At 37.7% G+C, this 16027-nt stretch carries 17 protein-coding genes; 11 read left to right on the top strand and 6 right to left on the bottom strand.

Features of this window, described 5'->3' with window-relative positions; all coding sequences use genetic code 11:
• A partial coding sequence (locus tag V7S50_RS23850; protein ID WP_336584408.1) for a collagen-like repeat preface domain-containing protein occupies nucleotides 1–1811 on the bottom strand: 1811 nt, incomplete at its 3' end.
• Between the two features lie 116 nt (nucleotides 1812–1927).
• Nucleotides 1928–2890 (bottom strand): tyrosine-type recombinase/integrase, encoded by a 963-nt coding sequence (locus V7S50_RS23845; RefSeq protein WP_242255038.1) that lies wholly within the window; start codon nucleotides 2888–2890, stop codon nucleotides 1928–1930.
• A 113-nt stretch (nucleotides 2891–3003) separates the two neighbouring features.
• Here V7S50_RS23845 and spoVK point away from each other — a divergent pair, with 113 nt between their 5' ends.
• Nucleotides 3004–3960 carry a stage V sporulation protein K gene (spoVK, locus tag V7S50_RS23840; protein WP_048525539.1) on the top strand — a complete coding sequence of 319 codons (957 nt, stop codon included), beginning with the start codon at nucleotides 3004–3006 and terminating at the stop codon, nucleotides 3958–3960.
• A gap of 35 nt (nucleotides 3961–3995) precedes the next feature.
• Here the strand turns inward: spoVK and V7S50_RS23835 are convergent, their stop codons facing one another.
• Complete coding sequence (locus V7S50_RS23835; RefSeq protein ID WP_000181496.1) at nucleotides 3996–4130, bottom strand: hypothetical protein; 135 nt, start codon at nucleotides 4128–4130, stop codon at nucleotides 3996–3998.
• 99 nt (nucleotides 4131–4229) lie between these two features.
• On the bottom strand, nucleotides 4230–4853 hold the full coding sequence (locus V7S50_RS23830; protein ID WP_000312265.1) for a trimeric intracellular cation channel family protein: 624 nt from the start codon (nucleotides 4851–4853) through the stop codon (nucleotides 4230–4232).
• 92 nt (nucleotides 4854–4945) lie between these two features.
• Here V7S50_RS23830 and hflX point away from each other — a divergent pair, with 92 nt between their 5' ends.
• From hflX to V7S50_RS23795, 7 genes are all read left to right on the top strand, one after another.
• The gene (hflX, locus tag V7S50_RS23825) at nucleotides 4946–6220 is read left to right on the top strand and encodes a GTPase HflX (RefSeq protein ID WP_242255050.1); all 1275 of its coding nucleotides are present in this window, start codon (nucleotides 4946–4948) and stop codon (nucleotides 6218–6220) included.
• Nucleotides 6213–7484: a methionine gamma-lyase family protein gene (locus tag V7S50_RS23820; RefSeq protein ID WP_048525536.1), complete on the top strand. Its 1272-nt coding sequence runs from the start codon at nucleotides 6213–6215 to the stop codon at nucleotides 7482–7484. Before hflX ends, V7S50_RS23820 begins: the two co-directional genes overlap by 8 nt.
• A 175-nt stretch (nucleotides 7485–7659) precedes the next feature.
• Nucleotides 7660–8049: a transcriptional repressor GlnR gene (gene glnR / locus V7S50_RS23815; protein WP_000656783.1), complete on the top strand. Its 390-nt coding sequence runs from the start codon at nucleotides 7660–7662 to the stop codon at nucleotides 8047–8049.
• Nucleotides 8050–8097: 48 nt separating this feature from the next.
• The gene (gene glnA / locus V7S50_RS23810) at nucleotides 8098–9432 is read left to right on the top strand and encodes a type I glutamate--ammonia ligase (RefSeq protein ID WP_063221349.1); all 1335 of its coding nucleotides are present in this window, start codon (nucleotides 8098–8100) and stop codon (nucleotides 9430–9432) included.
• Nucleotides 9433–9755: 323 nt separating this feature from the next.
• Complete coding sequence (locus tag V7S50_RS23805; RefSeq protein WP_242255053.1) at nucleotides 9756–10079, top strand: PadR family transcriptional regulator; 324 nt, start codon at nucleotides 9756–9758, stop codon at nucleotides 10077–10079.
• A complete protein-coding gene (locus V7S50_RS23800) occupies nucleotides 10072–10614 on the top strand; it encodes a DUF1700 domain-containing protein (RefSeq protein ID WP_242255056.1) in 543 nt (180 codons plus the stop codon). The genes V7S50_RS23805 and V7S50_RS23800 overlap by 8 nt, the downstream gene beginning before the upstream one ends.
• On the top strand, nucleotides 10615–11421 hold the full coding sequence (locus tag V7S50_RS23795) for a DUF4097 family beta strand repeat-containing protein (RefSeq protein ID WP_242255058.1): 807 nt from the start codon (nucleotides 10615–10617) through the stop codon (nucleotides 11419–11421).
• 85 nt (nucleotides 11422–11506) lie between these two features.
• On the opposite strand, the gene lexA is transcribed toward V7S50_RS23795, so the two are convergent.
• The gene (gene lexA / locus V7S50_RS23790) at nucleotides 11507–12127 is read right to left on the bottom strand and encodes a transcriptional repressor LexA (protein WP_060631883.1); all 621 of its coding nucleotides are present in this window, start codon (nucleotides 12125–12127) and stop codon (nucleotides 11507–11509) included.
• A 141-nt stretch (nucleotides 12128–12268) separates the two neighbouring features.
• Between lexA and V7S50_RS23785 the strand changes: the two genes are divergently transcribed.
• Both V7S50_RS23785 and V7S50_RS23780 read left to right on the top strand, forming a co-directional pair.
• Nucleotides 12269–12925 carry a YneB family resolvase-like protein gene (locus V7S50_RS23785; RefSeq protein ID WP_060631882.1) on the top strand — a complete coding sequence of 219 codons (657 nt, stop codon included), beginning with the start codon at nucleotides 12269–12271 and terminating at the stop codon, nucleotides 12923–12925.
• Between the two features lie 45 nt (nucleotides 12926–12970).
• Nucleotides 12971–13210 carry a DUF896 domain-containing protein gene (locus V7S50_RS23780; RefSeq protein WP_000948565.1) on the top strand — a complete coding sequence of 80 codons (240 nt, stop codon included), beginning with the start codon at nucleotides 12971–12973 and terminating at the stop codon, nucleotides 13208–13210.
• A 40-nt stretch (nucleotides 13211–13250) separates the two neighbouring features.
• Here V7S50_RS23780 and V7S50_RS23775 read toward each other — a convergent pair whose 3' ends face one another.
• Complete coding sequence (locus tag V7S50_RS23775) at nucleotides 13251–14834, bottom strand: bifunctional metallophosphatase/5'-nucleotidase (protein ID WP_242255061.1); 1584 nt, start codon at nucleotides 14832–14834, stop codon at nucleotides 13251–13253.
• Between the two features lie 185 nt (nucleotides 14835–15019).
• On the opposite strand from V7S50_RS23775, the gene V7S50_RS23770 reads away from it, so the two are divergent.
• Nucleotides 15020–15958: a phosphate/phosphite/phosphonate ABC transporter substrate-binding protein gene (locus V7S50_RS23770; protein WP_000915049.1), complete on the top strand. Its 939-nt coding sequence runs from the start codon at nucleotides 15020–15022 to the stop codon at nucleotides 15956–15958.
• Nucleotides 15959–16027: the final 69 nt, after the last annotated feature.

Raw genomic sequence — 16027 nt, 5'->3', positions numbered from 1 at the left:
GTGTTACCTTGAGGTCCAGTAGCGCCAGTAGCACCAGTAGCACCAGTAGCACCCGTGTTACCTTGAGGTCCAGTAGCGCCAGTAGCACCGGTAGCGCCAGTGTTACCTTGAGGTCCAGTAGCGCCAGTAGCACCAGTAGCGCCAGTGGCACCAGTAGCACCGGTAGCGCCAGTGGCACCAGTAGCGCCAGTGGCACCAGTAGCACCGGTAGCACCAGTAGCGCCAGTGTTACCTTGAGGTCCAGTGGCACCAGTAGCACCCGTGTTACCTTGAGGTCCAGTAGCACCGGTAGCACCAGTAGCACCGGTAGCGCCAGTGTTACCTTGAGGTCCAGTAGCGCCAGTAGCACCAGTAGCACCAGTAGCACCCGTGTTACCTTGAGGTCCAGTAGCACCGGTAGCACCAGTAGCACCAGTAGCACCGGTAGCGCCAGTGTTACCTTGAGGTCCAGTAGCACCGGTAGCGCCAGTGGCACCAGTAGCACCGGTAGCGCCAGTGGTACCAGTAGCACCAGTGGCACCAGTAGCACCAGTAGCACCAGTAGCACCGGTAGCACCAGTAGCACCAGTAGCGCCAGTAGTGCCAGTGTTACCTTGAGGTCCAGTAGCACCAGTGGCACCAGTGGCACCAGTGGCACCAGTGGCACCAGTAGCGCCAGTGGCACCAGTAGCGCCAGTAGCGCCAGTGGCACCAGTAGCGCCAGTGTTACCTTGAGGTCCAGTAGCACCAGTAGCGCCAGTGTTACCTTGAGGTCCAGTAGCACCGGTAGCGCCAGTGGCACCAGTAGCACCAGTAGCACCGGTAGCACCAGTAGCGCCAGTGTTACCTTGAGGTCCAGTAGCACCGGTAGCGCCAGTGGCACCAGTAGCGCCAGTGTTACCTTGAGGTCCAGTAGCACCGGTAGCGCCAGTGGCACCAGTAGCACCGGTAGCGCCAGTAGCGCCAGTGTTACCTTGAGGTCCAGTAGCACCGGTAGCGCCAGTAGCACCAGTAGCACCAGTAGCGCCAGTGTTACCTTGAGGTCCAGTAGCACCGGTAGCGCCAGTAGCACCAGTGGCACCAGTGGCACCAGTAGCACCAGTAGCGCCAGTGTTACCTTGAGGTCCAGTAGCACCGGTAGCGCCAGTGGCACCAGTAGCACCGGTAGCACCAGTAGCACCAGTAGCGCCAGTGGCACCAGTAGCACCGGTAGCGCCAGTGGCACCAGTAGCACCGGTAGCACCAGTAGCACCAGTAGCACCAGTAGCGCCAGTAGCGCCAGTAGCACCAGTAGCACCGGTAGCGCCAGTAGCACCCGTGTTACCTCGAGGTCCAGTAGGTCCAGTAGGCCCGGTAGGACCTCTGCCGAACGAAGCCGAATTAACTAGAGTAGTTTGTAACTCTGCAATTAATTTAAGGAGTTCTTGGAGTGTACAATGATCGATTCGGAATAACTTTGTGATGTAAAGTAAATAATTAATTAAAATTTGGAGTTCAACAAATACAGCACTTGCTATGAAGGTTGGGTTTCTTAATATAGTTATTAAGTTTTTTATAATAGCTAATCCTTGCGCTTTCAGGGAGGAAGTAGCGTCTAGCGAACAAATAAATTTACTTAGTAGGTTCAATGTATCAATTAAATCTTCAATGTTTTGGGGAGATGGATTTGCGAAAAGTTTTGGGATTATTTTTGTTAAGTCGATAATGATTGCGCGAAATGTTCTAAGTTGTGCCTTAGTAATTGGGATTGATGGGGTATTTGGAATTCGCCCAGCGCTACTTGGAAAGCATGGTTTGGAGAATTTGTTTTGACTGTCGTCATAACGAGACATTAAATCTCTCCTTTCTAATGAGAATGTGAATGAAACTCATCATAGTAGATGCAAAAATTAGTTAAATGGTCATAGTAAAATCGTTTGTTTGAAGAAAAAATAGAAAAAACGCCTTATCATAAGGCGTTTTTTCTATTTTCTGCGTATTGATAATAGCGTTTTAGTGAAATTTTCGATTTGAACCCAGCTAGTTTTATAATTTCTGACTCCGGAGTTTCTTTTTTTATTAAGTTTAAAATATAGGTGTTACGAAAGTGTTGTCCTGAGATTCCTTTGCGTAAATTAGCTCTAGATACCTCAAGGCGAATCATTTTTTGGATAGCGATTTCTGTTAATCCCTTTGGTGCATCATTTTCGTATACCCATCTGTATGTTCCGCGATTAAAATCAAATGCGATAAATAATGGATCATTACTATGGTATTTTGGACGAACGGGTTCAGGGATACTTTTGTAATAAGTATATAGTTGTTTTTTGTCTTCGCTGGTTAATGTAATTGTTCTTTCTACCCCTGCGGTTGCTGGGATAGATAATGTGTTAGTTTCAAAGTGGACGTGATTCATAGTTAATGCTGTAAGTTCCTGTAAGGATAATCCATAGTCAATTAATAAGTTTAAAATAGCGATATTACGATCCATCAATAAAGGGCGCACAGGACGTTGTTTTTCTGAAAGTCCTTCTAATGAAGTGACTATATGTTTTAATCTTTTTTCTTCATCAGATGAAATGAAATCTTCATTGCGAAGTGTGCGATCTGGTTGAATAGAAATTTCCATGTTCTTTAATGGGTTAGGGATGTTTAGAAAGTGATGCATTCTATTCAATACAATAAATACACGGTGCATCGTTTTCTCTGAGTAATGTCGATTCTTTTTTAAGTCGGAAAAGTAATCTTCGTAGTCTTTTGTACAAAGTGTAGCCCATATATTACTGGAAGGGAGCTTTTTGTTTTTTTCTAACCAATGTCCGAAATCTTCAATGTCATAAACGTAACGTTTAATGGTTGAAGGTTTTCGGCCTTTATTCAATAAAAAAATAGAAAAGGCTTGTATTGTATCATGGAATTCCGTTGTCTCCATAGTCCCACCACCTTCATTATTTCTTATATTATAGCAAACTTTTCTGAAAATAGTCATTTGTAAGGGAGGCAGGAATAATAATATTTGGTGAGTGGATAAAATGAGGTGATTGTATGGAACAATCGATGCGAAAGAAAAATAATAATCAAATTAACATTGTGTTAAATCATCGAAAGAAAATTTCTTTACCGGCCGCAGAAAATAAAACAGTAATTTCAAATGAAACTACTACGAAACATGAGATGCTGCAAAGAATTGAAGAAGAGATGGGGAAGCTCGTTGGGATGGATGATATAAAAAAGATAATAAAAGAAATATATGCTTGGATTTATGTAAATAAAAAAAGACAAGAAATAGGGTTGAAGTCTGAGAAGCAAGTACTCCATATGTTGTTTAAAGGGAATCCAGGTACAGGGAAGACAACTGTTGCTAGAATGATAGGGAAGTTATTGTTTGAGATGAATATTCTATCAAAAGGGCACTTAGTTGAAGCTGAACGTGCGGATCTTGTAGGAGAGTACATCGGTCATACAGCTCAAAAAACAAGGGATTTAATAAAAAAAGCAATGGGAGGTATTTTGTTTATTGATGAGGCGTATTCATTAGCCCGAGGGGGAGAAAAAGATTTTGGGAAAGAGGCAATTGATACGCTCGTAAAACATATGGAAGATAAACAACACGGTTTTGTATTGATTTTAGCTGGATATTCAAGAGAGATGAATCACTTTCTTTCATTAAATCCAGGACTACAATCCCGTTTTCCGTTTATAATTGAATTTGCGGATTACTCAGTAAATCAGCTGTTAGAAATTGGGAAGAGGATGTATGAAGAGCGTGAATACCAGTTATCGAAAGAGGCTGAATGGAAATTTAGAGATCATTTACATGCTGTAAAGTACTCGTCGCAAATTACATCGTTTAGTAATGGACGATATGTACGGAATATAGTTGAAAAATCGATTCGTACACAGGCTATGCGGTTGTTACAAGAAGATACGTATGATAAATATGATTTAATAGGGATATCAAGTAGCGATTTGATGCTTGAAGAGGAGACGCACAGTACGTAAACTGTGCGTCTGTTTTTTCTGTATAAGTGCTTTTACTATTTTTTTGCTTTTTCTTGATAAGATTTATGGAATCGTTCCATTTTAGCACTTTTTTCGTGTGCAGAATTAGGATCGTGTCCAATTTGACCTACTGAGCTTTTTTGAGCACCTTTATTCACATGGTTTGTCATTTGTATTCACCTCGCTTTGAGAATTAGTATAAACATTATGTAAGGAAAAACTCATTAGAAAAGAAAAACCCCTTTACCATATGTAAAGAGGTTGGATTGTTATTTGTGCATTGAACGTTCGTTTGTGTCGATGCGCCTATGCGGTAAGTGCCATTTGTAATGAATAGAAACCATGCGGAAGCAAACAATTAAAATGAATAAGGTGTATAGAGCCCAATCGCTAACAATAATTTGAGCGCCAATTAAGAAACCTGCTAAAATCGTCCAAAAAGCATATACATCAGCTCGAAGAACGAGAGGTTTTCTGCGGGCTAAAAGATCGCGGATGATACCACCGCCAATGCCAGTTAAAACAGCTGCTACGATTGTAGCGCTAATTGGTAAATTTAATTTCTGAGCATATAGTGCTCCTTGTACGGCAAATGCTGATAAGCCGATAGCATCAGTGATATTTTCCCACTTTTTCCAGTGTCTAATTAATTTATTTGGAAAAAGAAAAATAATTGTCATTGATAAAAGTGCGATTTGGAATAACATGTCTTGTTGCCAAAACGCGACAATCGGATAACCGATTAATAAATTACGAAGGGCACCTCCCCCAAATGCGGTTGCCATTCCTAAAATATACACCCCGAAAATATCATAATCCTCTTCCATTGCAACAATGGCTCCGCTTAGCGCGAAAGCAATTGTGCCTATGATGCTAAAAATCTCCCATGCCATGAATTTTCTCCCCCGCTAACTAGATGAAATGTGCTTCCTCTGCTATTATATTAGAAGGTTTAAATTTCGAAAAGGATGAGTGAACATATTTGATGGAAGAAAAAGAAAAAGTCATATTAGTGGGCTGTCAATTGCCGCAAGATGATGATGAAAAATTTATGCATTCCATGAAAGAACTTGCATCACTAGCGAAGACTGCACGAGCAGAATTGTTAGTGTCTACAACACAAAAACGACCGAAGTTTCATCCGGCGACTTATATAGGTAAAGGTAAATTAGAAGAGCTTACAATGTTAACTGAAGAATTAGCACCGGATGTTATCGTATTTAATAACGAATTAACGCCGAGTCAAATTCGGAATTTATCCTCAGTATTAGATGCGAGGGTAATTGATCGAACGCAACTTATATTAGATATTTTTGCGCAACGTGCGAAGTCGAGGGAAGGTAAGCTTCAAGTAGAATTAGCTCAGTTGCAATATACAATGCCACGTCTTATGGGACAAGGATTGTCTTTATCACGTCTTGGTGGTGGTATTGGAACGAGAGGGCCGGGTGAGACGAAACTTGAGACGGATCGTCGTCATATTCGATCGCGCATTGATGAAATAAAGAAGCAACTTGCAGTTGTTGTGGAACATCGAAAAAGATATCGTGAAAGAAGAAAAGATAATAAAGTATTTCAAGTTTCATTAATAGGGTATACGAATGCGGGGAAATCTACACTGTTTAATAGATTAACGGAAGCTGATACGTTTGAAGAAAACTTGTTGTTTGCAACGTTAGATCCGACAACAAGGAAGATGCCGTTACCTTCTGGATATACAGTATTACTAACTGATACAGTTGGTTTTATACAAGATTTACCTACGTCATTAATTGCTGCTTTTCGTTCGACATTAGAAGAAGCTGGTGAAGCAGACGTTATTTTACATGTAGTTGATTCTGCAGATCCGAATTATGTAGGGCATGAGGAAACAGTAAAACAATTATTGTCAGAACTTGGAATTAATCATATTCCTATTATTACGTTATATAATAAAAAAGATGAATTACATCAAAACTTTATTCCGTTTCCGAAAAGTGATTTCTTAATGACTAGTGCTTTTGAAGAAATAGATCTATTACATATAAAAGAAGCAATAGAAACGAAAATGAAGGAAGAAATGAATCGTTATCAAGTGGAAATTCCTCCGAGTGAAGGTAAGTTGTTAACGCTATTAAAGACGGAGACACTATTAACAAAGATGGAGTTTTTGGAAGATAAATTTGTATATGATTGCGCAGGGTATATTTTTGCTCATTCATCGCTTAATGTGCAATTAAAGAGATTTTTAGTAGAAGAAGGAGAAAATAAAAATGTTTGATCGTTTGAAAAATGGAGAAAAAATTGCTCCAATCGTAAAAGAAGTAGAAAGCCAAATTACAGAAGTACATAAACGTGCGGATGAAGTGATTGAAAGTAATCAGTTTCGTGTATTAGAAAGTTTTCGTAAACATAAAATTAGTGATTCGCACTTTATTCCAACGACAGGTTACGGTTATGATGATATTGGTCGTGATACGTTAGAAAAAGTGTATGCGGATGTATTTGGAGCGGAAGCAGGTCTTGTTCGTCCGCAAATTATTTCAGGTACGCACGCTATTTCTACAGCGTTATTCGGTATTTTACGTCCAGGAGATGAGTTATTGTACATCACTGGCAAGCCGTATGATACGTTAGAAGAAATCGTTGGTGTACGCGGAAAAGGTGTAGGTTCATTTAAAGAATATAATATTGGTTATAATGCAGTTCCGCTTACTGAAGAGGGGCTTGTTGATTTTGGAGCTGTTGCGGCTGCAATTCAAAGTAATACGAAAATGATTGGTATTCAGCGCTCAAAAGGTTATGCTACTCGTCCGTCGTTTACTATTTCTCAAATTAAAGAGATGATAGCGTTTGTTAAAGAAATTAAACCGGATGTTGTTGTGTTTGTAGATAACTGTTATGGCGAGTTTATTGAAGAGCAAGAGCCATGTCATGTTGGTGCAGATTTAATGGCAGGTTCGCTTATTAAAAACCCAGGTGGTGGAATTGTTAAAACTGGTGGTTATATTGTTGGTAAAGAACAGTATGTTGAAGCGTGTGCATATCGTTTGACATCTCCAGGAATCGGTGCGGAAGCAGGTGCATCTTTATACAGTCTGCAAGAAATGTATCAAGGTTTCTTCTTAGCGCCGCATGTAGCGGGACAAGCGCTAAAAGGTGCGATTTTTACAGCTGCATTTTTAGAAAAATTAGGAATGAATACATCACCAGCATGGAATGCACCAAGAACAGATTTAATTCAGTCTGTTCAATTTGATGATAAAGATCGTATGATTGCGTTTTGCCAAGCGATTCAATATGCATCTCCAATTAATTCTCACTTCACTCCATATGCCAACTATATGCCGGGTTATGAAGATGATGTCATTATGGCTGCGGGAACGTTTATTCAAGGTGCGAGTATTGAATTGTCGGCCGATGGTCCAATTCGTCCGCCTTATGTTGCTTACGTGCAAGGTGGGTTAACTTATTCACATGTGAAGATTGCGATTTGTTCTGCAATTGATGCATTAATTGAAAAGGAATTATTAACAATTTCTTAAAGGGAAGCTGTCGATTTCGACAGCTTTTTTCGCGTGAAAGTAATGATTTGTTTCATTAGAAAAAAGAATGAAAAAATTTATAAAAAAATCATGTAAGAAAAGCTAACATCTATTGACACTAAACATAACATGGTATAGAATGAGAAGCAGTTAAGGCGAAGGAGGAACTGAAACAATGAAAGAAGATAGACGTTCTGCTCCGCTGTTTCCTATTGGTATTGTTATGGATTTAACACAATTATCTGCACGTCAAATTCGCTACTATGAAGAGCATAATCTTGTTTCTCCAACCCGTACAAAGGGGAATCGTAGATTATTTTCATTTAACGATGTAGATAAGTTGTTAGAGATTAAAGATTTATTAGATCAAGGCTTGAATATGGCTGGTATTAAACAAGTGTTACTAATGAAAGAAAATCAAACAGAAGCAGTGAAAGTAAAAGAAGAAACGAAAGAAATTTCAAAAACTGAGCTTCGCAAAATACTTCGAGACGAACTACAACATACAGGTAGATTTAATCGAACTTCATTGCGACAAGGTGATATTTCAAGGTTTTTTCACTAAAGAGAACTGATTCTGAAGGTGTTTAGAGGGACTAAGGAGGAATTTATAATGGCTAGGTACACAAAAGAAGATATTTTCCGTTTGGCGGAAGAAGAGAATGTAAAGTATGTCCGTTTACAATTTACAGACCTTTTAGGAGTAATTAAAAACGTAGAGATTCCAGTGAGACAATTAACGAAAGCTCTTGACAACAAAATGATGTTTGATGGATCTTCGATTGAAGGTTTCGTACGTATTGAAGAATCTGATATGTATTTATATCCTGACTTAGATACTTGGGTAATTTTCCCATGGACTGCCGAAAAAGGTAAAGTTGCTCGTCTAATTTGTGACATTTACAATGCGGATGGCACTCCATTTGATGGAGACCCACGTAACAATTTAAAACGTGTGTTAAAAGAAATGGAAGCTTTAGGATTCTCAGATTTCAATCTTGGACCAGAGCCGGAATTCTTCCTATTTAAAGTAGATGAAAAAGGAAATCCAACATTAGAATTAAACGATAACGGTGGATACTTCGACCTTGCGCCGATGGATCTAGGGGAAAACTGTCGTCGTGATATCGTTCTTGAACTAGAAGAGATGGGCTTTGAAATTGAAGCGTCTCACCATGAAGTTGCACCAGGTCAACACGAAATTGACTTTAAATATGCAAGTGCAATTCGCTCATGTGATGACATTCAAACATTCAAACTTGTTGTAAAAACAATTGCTCGTAAACACGGTTTACACGCAACATTTATGCCGAAACCATTATACGGTGTGAACGGTTCAGGTATGCACTGTAACTTATCACTATTTAAAAATGGTGAGAACGTATTCTTCGATCAAAATGGTGACTTACAATTAAGTGATGATGCTCGTCACTTCATCGCAGGTATTTTAAAACACGCACCAGCATTTACAGCGGTAGCAAATCCAACTGTAAACTCTTACAAGCGTTTAGTACCTGGATACGAAGCTCCTTGTTACGTAGCATGGTCTGCACAAAACCGTAGCCCATTAGTACGTATCCCTGCATCTCGTGGTATTAGTACACGCGTAGAAGTACGTAGTGTTGACCCAGCTGCAAACCCATATTTAGTAATGGCTACATTATTAGCAGCAGGTCTTGACGGAATTAAAAACAAATTAACTCCACCAGCTGCAGTAGACCGTAACATCTATGTAATGACAAAAGAAGAGCGTGAAGAAGCAGGTATCGTTGACTTACCAGCAACATTAGCGCAAGCATTAGTTACATTACAATCTAACGAAGTAGTATGTGGTGCACTAGGTGAGCATTTACTTGAGCACTTCATCGAAGCGAAAGAGATTGAGTGGGATATCTTTAGAACGCAAGTTCACCAATGGGAACGCGATCAATATATGTCTCTATACTAAGAGCTAAAAGGCCTTGATACTACGGTATCAGGGCTTTTTTTATTTGTAGAAAACATAGAGGTTAGTGAAATGCCTGAAAAAAGTGCTCGCAAAATGCCTGGAAAAATCAGGGGGATTATTTAAAAAGCGCGCTAGCTATGAATATAAATGTGAAAATTGTAATAGTATGCTGTGCTCAGTGTGTCATGATGCGGATGTATGTAATGCTAAAATTAAGTATTGGAACATACAGTACCTTGCAATAAATAGTACTAAGTGGTATATTATGGATAAGAAAGGTACCGTGTATTGAACAGTACTGAAATGAGAAAGGGGGACTATCCTTGAACGTTCAGTTTAAAAAAGGTGTGTTAGAACTGTGTGTTTTGGCACTTGTGAAACGTAAGGATTGCTACGGTTATGAACTTGTTCAGCAAATCTCAAATGAATTTTTAATATCGGAAGGGTCAGTGTACCCTTTATTACGTCGTTTAACGAAAGAAGGATATTTTCAAACATATTTAAAAGAATCTACGGAGGGGCCGCCTCGTAAATATTATCAACTAACTGAGCAAGGGGAAACGCAACTGAATTTGTTAGTAACAGAGTGGCGTGATTTTGCAAAAGGCGTACAAGAAATTATTGAAGGGGTGGAATGGGATGAGTAAAGAACAGTTTCTTAAAGAATTATTAAGTCATCTTAGAAATTTACCGGACGAAGAGCGGAAAGATATTTTATTTGATTATGAAGAGCATTTTCAGTTTGGGATAGAAGAGGGGAAAACTGAATCGGAAATAATAAAGGGGCTTGGCTCTCCGAAAGTAATTGCAAAAGAATTACTTGCGATGTATCGCTTCGATGAAATGAAAAAAGACCCATCAACTTCAAATGTGACAAGAGCTGTCATGGCAGCGATTGGACTTAGTTTATTTAATTTTATTATTGTGTTAGGCCCGTTAGTTGCAATTATCGCTTTTATATTTTCCTTTTGGGTCGGTGGAATTGCTAGTGTAGTAACACCATTTTTCGTTATTGGAAAAGTATTTATGGGTACTTTTATATGGTTGGATTTATTCGTTAGTATAACGTTTGTTGGCGTAGGTTTGTTGTTATGTATTATCGCTTATTATAGTACGAAGTGGTTTAAAAGGCTATGCGTACGTTATGTAATATGGAACTTCAAAATGATAAAAGGGGAGTAGATGATGAAAAAAATATTGTTAGTAGCAATCGCTTGTATCATTATTGGAGTAATTGGGATTTCACAAACATATAAAAAAGCAGTACAAACTGCAGAAAAAGGAAACAAAGAAGATATAATCAAAAACGAAACACTAAAAAATATAGAAGTTAAATTAGATGCTGGGGATATTGTTGTCCAAAAATCGCCTGACTCTTCTTTTTATGTAAAGCAATCAGGAGATACACGTAAACAAGAGGTTCGTATTGCTGAAGATGGTGACACATTAAAAATCATTGGGGAAAGAGAAAAAGGTGCTTCATTTGATTTTTCCTTTTACGATTTTAGGTTTCAAACGTCTACATTGACTCTCCTTGTGCCTGAACGCTCTTACCGAGATGTAAAAGTAAATTCATCTGCTGGACAAATCGAAATAAGTGATGTGAAAAGTGACCGTGTAAGTGTTGAGACACTTGCTGGTGAAGTGGATTTGAAACGTGTAACGGCTAAGAATGTGGAGGGATCTACAAAAGCTGGTGAGCTGAACTTTAAAAAAGTAATAGGGAAAGTGACTGCAAAAACGACCAGTGGGGAAATAAATATTCTAGATCATGATTCTAAGTATAATCTAGAAGCGAGTTCAACTGCGGGAGATGTAGATATTGTTTTATCGGAAAAACCACAAGATGCGGTAATCACCGGGCAAAGTGCTGCGGGAGATGTAACAATTTTTAATGAAGAAAATAAAAACGTAACAATTGGTAATGGGAGTACAAAGATTAGCGGTAAAACTGCTGCGGGAGATGTGACGATTGAAACGCGTTCATAAGAAATAGAATGTATGAAAATCTATCAAAATACAAAAAGAAGATAATTACCGTATATAAATAAGGTAATTATCTTCTTTTATATTCTTAATGTAAATCACGATATACGCCAATTACTTTACCAATAACTGACACTTGTTTTAAAATGATAGGTTCTAATGAAGAGTTTTCCGGTTGTAGACGGAAATGGTCTTTTTCTTTATAGAAACGTTTAACAGTTGCCTCGTTATCTTCTGTTAAAGCGACTACAATTTCACCATTATATGCAGACTGTTGTTGGCGAACAACAACTAGATCTCCATCGAAAATACCAGCTTCAATCATACTATCTCCAGAAATACGTAACATAAACACTTGATCTGCTCCAGCAACAATGCTAGCTGGAAGTGGGAAGTGATCTTCTACACTTTCAACTGCTGTAATTGGTAATCCAGCAGTAACTTTTCCGATGATTGGAACTTGAATAACAGATTGTGTTTCTGTATCCATTCGGTCATCACCTAAAATTTCGATTGCTCGTGGTTTTGTTGGATCGCGTCGAATGTATCCTTTTTCTTCTAATCTTGATAAATGTCCGTGCACTGTAGAACTAGAAGCGAGGCCGACTGCTTGACCGATTTCACGTACGGAAGGTGGATATCCTTTTTCTTGTACTTTTAGCTTAATAAAGTCGAGAATGTCTTGCTGGCGTTTCGTTAACTTTTCCATGTTTTCTAACACCTCGTTTTCTTTCATTTTTCTTATTAATAAGTATAACATGTGAAAAAACATTCTACAAACATAAGTTCGAACAAAAGGCGAATTTATGTTACACTGAAGGGAAATAATAGTGAGAAAGAGGGGTTCATAATGAATGCAATTATTTATGCACGTGTGAGTACAACAAAAGAAGCGCAAGAAACATCATTATTACGTCAAAAAGATGAATTATTGCATTTAGCGGAGCGCTATCAAATGAATGTTACTAAGGTGATTGAAGAGCAGGCTAGTGGTTATACAATTGAACGTGATGGAATATTAGAAGTGCTAGATACAATTCGAGACGAACAAATTGATGTGCTACTCATACAAGATGAAACGCGCCTTGGTAGGGGAAATGCAAAGATTGCATTAATGCACTGTTTACATAAAGAGGGAATAAAAGTATACACGCATACGCATAATGGAGAATTACAATTGTCGGATTCGGATTCGATGGTATTAGATATTATTGGTATTGTTGAAGAGTATCAAAGAAAGATTCATAATTTGAAAATTAAACGTGGTATGCAACGCGCGGTAGAAAAGGGCTATCGCCCAGAAAATAATTTAAAGAATCGTCATTTAAGCGTAGGACGAGAGAAGAAAGAAGTGCCAATTGAGGAAATTGTGCGTTTGCGCAAGAATGAACTTACTTTCGAAGAAATTGCAGCAACGCTTCGCGGCTTTGGTCATAATGTTTCAAAAGCGACGGTACATCGTAGATATGTAGAGTATACAAAGCAATTGCTTGATAAAGAAGAGTAACTATTGTATGATAATAATCAGTTTTGATTAGAAGGGGGATTCGAGATGCTTAGTCACGAACTCGTTGAACGCATTAACTTCTTAGCGAAAAAAGCAAAAGCTGAAGGTTTAACTGAAGAAGAACAACGTGAGCGTCAATCGCTACGTGAACAATATTTAAAAGGATTTCGTCAAAATATGTTAAACGAACTTAAAGGAATTAAAGTCGTTAACGAACAAGGTACTGATGTTACACCGGCGAAATTAAAAGCTTTAAAAAAGCAAGATAATGCAAAATTAAACTAAAAGATGGGCAAAGCCCATCTTTTTTTATTTATTATATTCGCTAGTTAATAACTTTCCAGTTGTTATTGATTGTTGCTTCTATTTTTTTGTGCTTCAATATATAGTCAGTAATAAGTTCAGACATATCTGTTGGTATGTCTTTTATTACAGGCTTATTTTGAAACATAAAGAAGTTCCCTCCGCCGCTTGCACGATAACTATTCATAACGACGTCATATTCTTCATCCATATTAAGAGGAGTGCCTTTATACTGTAAAGATTCTACTCTCTCGCCAATTGGTTTGGAAATGTTTAATACGTACGAAATTCCTTCCCACATATCGTAATTATAGTGTTGCGGTTTTGGTTCTATGTAGCTAGGGTTTACGATGATGGTTCCATCTGCTTTTAATATGAAATAAGAAGCAGAGAGTTCGAGAGCATCTTTTATATCCGCTCCAGTTATTCTAAGTACTTTTAATGTATTTGGATAAATATAATTAGAAACGATGTCACGCATTGTTACACGATTAGGGAAACCTGGAGATGTATTATGGAATAAGCTTGTACAAGAAATGGAAACATTAGCTATATCCATTTGTATTTTATTTATGAATTCAATAAAAGGATGGTCTTGCAAACGAGTTTGCATAGCATCTGAAATTCGCATGTCCCCATAGATTAGTCCAATAGGTTGATCGAGCCAATTTTGTGTTTTTTCTTCATAATCGGTAACCAAGGAAAGAATATCCTGGTCCGTCGCAATTCCTCGCACGGGCAATAATTGTGAACAACTCTCTTTTTTTACCCATTTTTGTTTTGTTTTTTCTAATGTTATTGTTACTTTTCCAATGAAGTGTCCATTGCATCCGGTTTGTAAAACTGTTACACCATTTATTGCGGCTTGAGCAATTTCACGGTGTTGGTGGCCTGTTAGTAAAATATCTATGCCTTCAATTTCATGGCACATTGCATATCCTTGGTTTTCACCTGTTAAAACTTCAGTCGGTACCCCGGTTTGTAAATCGCGTTCAAATCCCCCATGATACGCTACGACTAGTAAATCTGGTTTCTCATGTTCGCGAATGTAAGAAACCCAATTTTTTGTAGTTTCTAATGCATCTTCAAATTGTAAGTCTTTAATGTGATGGGGTTGTTCCCAATTGGGAATGTAATGCGTTGTCACCCCTAAAATAGCAATTTTTATATTTGATTCAATGTGTTTTATTATATATGGTTTCCCGAAATAAGGTTCTTTACTGTTTTTGTTTAAAATATTTGCTGATAGATACGGGAAGTTTGCAGTAGAAATAGCATTGTTTAATACATCCATTCCATAATTAAATTCATGATTCCCGATAACTGCAGCATCATAACGTAAATAGTTCGCTAATAAAGACATTGGATTTTCCTTATCTTTTTCGTATGTAGCGTAATGGTAAGTAAATGGTGTTCCTTGTATGAAGTCACCGTTATCAATTAAAAGAACGTTTGTATTTTCGGAACGTTCTTTTTTTATAAGAGTAGAAACTTTAGCTAAACCAATTTCCGATTGAGAATTATCTTGGTAGTGAATTGGATAAACAGTACCATGTATATCACTTGTTAATAGGATGTTTAAAGTTACAATTTGATTTGGATTCAATATTATTCACCTTTTCTATTGTTATCTACAAATTAAGCATATCAAATATATGAAGAGAATTTTAATGTGAGTGTATAGAATGTGTAAAGATTATGTAAATAATCAATTATTTGTAAAAATGTGTGATATATTTCTTCATGTTTATGAAAGGTTATTTTATAACAATGAAAAATGGAGGCATTAACATGTTGAAAAAAGTTTTTGCAATGAGCACAACAGTTGTACTAGCAGCGGGATTATTAAGTGGCTGTGGAACGAAGGAATCAAGCGCAAGTAAAAATGCAGATACGAAAAAAGGGTATGTACCGAAGACTTTAAATGTTCAATTTGTTCCTTCTCAAAATGCAGATACGTTAGAGGCGAAGGCAAAACCATTGGAAAAGCTATTAAGTGATAAATTAAATATTCCAGTAAAAGTTAGTATTTCAACGAATTACAATACAATTGTAGAAGCGATGGCATCTAAGCAAGTAGATGTAGGATTTTTACCCCCAACAGCTTATGTGCTAGCTCATGAGAAAAAGGCTGCAAACGTAATTTTACAAGCACAACGTTTTGGAGTGGACGATGAAACGGGAGCTCCTACAAAGGATTTAGTAGACTTTTATAAATCTGAGTTTGTTGTTAAGAAAGATTCAAATATTAATAGTGTAAAAGATTTAAAAGGTAAAAAAATTGGTTATCAAGATGTAACGTCATCAGCGGGATATGTATGGCCTGCGGCTGTACTATTAAAAGAGGGTGTTGATCCGTTAAAAGATGTGAAACCTGTTACATTAAAAGGTCACGATCAGTCGCTTATTGCTCTTTTAAATGGTGATGTAGATGCAGCTGTTGTATTCCAAGATGCTCGTAATATTGTAAAAAAAGATTATCCGAATATATTCGATCAAACGAAAATAGTGAAATTTACGGAGAAAATTCCAAACGATACGATTTCGGTACGCTCTGATTTAGATGAAGAGTGGAGCAAGAAATTACAGGATGCTTTCATTGAAATAGGAAAGAATGAGGAAGGTCACAAAATCATAAAAGAAGTATATTCACATGAAGGATATGTTAAATCTGATGATAGTAAATTTGATATCGTTCGTGAATATGGGAAGAAAGTAAAAACGCAATAATACATATGGAAATGGCAGCTAACTGGAAAGGTATGTTTTCAGTTAGTTTGCCGTTTTGAATTCATAGAA

The sequence above is a fragment of the Bacillus sp. CCNWLW194 genome (genome assembly GCF_037120585.1).
In the GTDB taxonomy this organism is placed as follows: Bacteria; Bacillota; Bacilli; order Bacillales; family Bacillaceae_G; genus Bacillus_A; species Bacillus_A basilensis.
The sequence above is the reverse complement of the archived record's forward strand: the minus strand, read 5'-3'. Positions and strand labels throughout refer to the sequence as shown.

Coding starts and splice junctions, on each gene's coding strand:
- hflX (WP_242255050.1), top strand. CDS start 4,946: ATGGAAGAAAAAGAAAAAGTCATATTAGTGGGCTGTCAATTGCCGCAA.
- V7S50_RS23785 (WP_060631882.1), top strand. CDS start 12,269: ATGAATGCAATTATTTATGCACGTGTGAGTACAACAAAAGAAGCGCAA.
- V7S50_RS23795 (WP_242255058.1), top strand. CDS start 10,615: ATGATGAAAAAAATATTGTTAGTAGCAATCGCTTGTATCATTATTGGA.
- glnR (WP_000656783.1), top strand. CDS start 7,660: ATGAAAGAAGATAGACGTTCTGCTCCGCTGTTTCCTATTGGTATTGTT.
- V7S50_RS23835 (WP_000181496.1), bottom strand. CDS start 4,130: ATGACAAACCATGTGAATAAAGGTGCTCAAAAAAGCTCAGTAGGTCAA.
- V7S50_RS23780 (WP_000948565.1), top strand. CDS start 12,971: ATGCTTAGTCACGAACTCGTTGAACGCATTAACTTCTTAGCGAAAAAA.
- lexA (WP_060631883.1), bottom strand. CDS start 12,127: ATGGAAAAGTTAACGAAACGCCAGCAAGACATTCTCGACTTTATTAAG.
- spoVK (WP_048525539.1), top strand. CDS start 3,004: ATGGAACAATCGATGCGAAAGAAAAATAATAATCAAATTAACATTGTG.
- V7S50_RS23845 (WP_242255038.1), bottom strand. CDS start 2,890: ATGGAGACAACGGAATTCCATGATACAATACAAGCCTTTTCTATTTTT.
- V7S50_RS23830 (WP_000312265.1), bottom strand. CDS start 4,853: ATGGCATGGGAGATTTTTAGCATCATAGGCACAATTGCTTTCGCGCTA.
- V7S50_RS23770 (WP_000915049.1), top strand. CDS start 15,020: ATGTTGAAAAAAGTTTTTGCAATGAGCACAACAGTTGTACTAGCAGCG.
- V7S50_RS23820 (WP_048525536.1), top strand. CDS start 6,213: ATGTTTGATCGTTTGAAAAATGGAGAAAAAATTGCTCCAATCGTAAAA.
- V7S50_RS23800 (WP_242255056.1), top strand. CDS start 10,072: ATGAGTAAAGAACAGTTTCTTAAAGAATTATTAAGTCATCTTAGAAAT.
- glnA (WP_063221349.1), top strand. CDS start 8,098: ATGGCTAGGTACACAAAAGAAGATATTTTCCGTTTGGCGGAAGAAGAG.